Below are 1,783 nucleotides of genomic sequence, written 5' to 3'. Positions count from 1 at the left end.
GCATCACGCTGTAGCGCACGGCGCCCAGCACGGGGGTGCGTCGTGCGTGGGTTCCCTCCACGCGGTACGCGCCAGCCAGGGCCGAGGCGCGCAGGCGGCCGTCGGCGTTGTTCCAGCTCGCATCGACTTGCCCACCCAGGAGGTCGCGGTTCAGGTACCCGGCGCTGGCCTGCACCGCCATGCGGTGCGGCAAAGGTTTCCAGTAGCTCAGCATGGCCTGGTCAAAGCCGGCTTCAGGGTGGCGGTCGTTGCTGAATATCTGACCATCGTCAAACCGGTTTGAATGGGTCACCGGAACCGTGAACGTGCCATGCCAGAACAGACCGGGCGCCAAGGCTACCTCGGCACCGGCTTCTGCCGCCAAAGAGTAGTCAAACAATCCAAATTCGGTGCCCACGCGGCTTCGCAGATTTGGCGAGAAGGCAATTTGGGGCATCCAGGGTTGGTCGTCGCCCGCCTGCGCCACCTCGCTGGCCGGGGTCTGCAGGCGCTCCGCCAGCGCCGACGGCAGCTCAAGATCGGCGCTGAGAAACACCCCAGAACTCTGCAGGTCGCCACCGCCAACCAAGCCATTCTGGCAAGCCTGCACACCGTCTTTGAGCCAGCCGCGCAAGCAGGGGGCGCTGGTGTAGGCATGAAGCACGGGCTGGCGCTGGTAGGTGAGCGTCAGCAGGATGTCGTCGGTACCGGTGCTGCCTTGCTGGTTTTTGAGCCAGGTGGCCAGCACGGCGCCCACGGCGTCGAGCTGGTTCTGGCGCCAGCGGCGCGATTCGGCTTGCACCTGCCAGAGCGCTGCTTGCTGCGCAGAGCCAGGCCGGCGGCTGACCTGAACATGGGCGAAGCCTGCGCGCTCAATAGCCAAGGCCAGGCCCCCTGCCGTCAGCGCATCGGTAGGGGTTGCCGGCAAGGCGACCAACGCGGCATTCGCTTCAGCAGCCACCATTTGCTGGCGTTCTGCGCTGCCACCGAGCGCCACCTGAAGCGCCGCGGTCATTTGCCAGGCCTGTTGCCCGCTGGTCGAGTTGCTGAGTTTGCGGCTGGCGGCCAGTTGCAGACTGGTGTCGCGGCTCAGTCGCTGCCGGAACTGCAGACCACCGCGCCACTCTTTGCTGTCGTTCTCAACCAGTGCGGTGAGCTGGTCGGTTATACGCCAGGCCGCATTGCCAAACGCTCCGTCCATGAGTGCGGAGCGCGATTTTGCGCGGCTGTAGCCCAGCGAAAAATCCACCGGGCCCAGCGATGTGGTGGCCACCCCGTAGATCTGCCGGTAGTTGGTGGCGGCACCGCCGAAGTCGGTACCGCCAACCGCAATGCGGGTGTTCAGCGGCAGACGCAGGGGAAGCTGGTATTTGCCCGAAATCGACAGGTCGCGCTGAACCGCCGGGCAATTGGCCCGGTCGTACATGTTGCATGAGAGGTCGCCTTCGTACGACAATCGCATCGACCCTTCCAGCCCGGGCAGCAGACCGATCCCGGCACCCAGGCTGCCAAACGATCCGGCTGGCTGCGTGCGTCGGCGTTCGGGGTTGCTGTTGGTCAGCGACAGCACCGCGTCACCGAGCGGAATGACATCGGCGGTCGGCGTGTTGATGGCACCCCAGTAGCCACTCGGCGAGAGTTGTCCAACCAGCGGCCTTGCTTCGTCCGCCTGTGCTGACGCGCTGGTGAGCAGGATGACGGCAAAAGAAATGGCCGTCAGGCGCAAGGACTTGCGGCGAGACGAATTCCCAGAGGAGAGAGGAGCAGAAGTCGAAGCGATCAATGTGAACATGGGGATATGCAG

General features: G+C 64.9%; 1 protein-coding gene. It reads right to left on the bottom strand.

Going from position 1 to position 1,783, the window contains the following annotated elements:
- Positions 1 to 1,771 (bottom strand): hypothetical protein (locus tag ABYB95_RS22885; protein WP_372662465.1); only part of this gene is annotated, 1,771 nt, incomplete at its 3' end.
- Positions 1,772 to 1,783: the final 12 nt, after the last annotated feature.

Origin of the sequence: Hydrogenophaga sp. (assembly GCF_041633695.1) — a bacterium.
Taxonomy (GTDB): Bacteria; Pseudomonadota; Gammaproteobacteria; order Burkholderiales; family Burkholderiaceae_C; genus Hydrogenophaga.
Note: the sequence above shows the minus strand (reverse complement) of the source record. Positions and strands in the feature narration are given on the sequence as shown.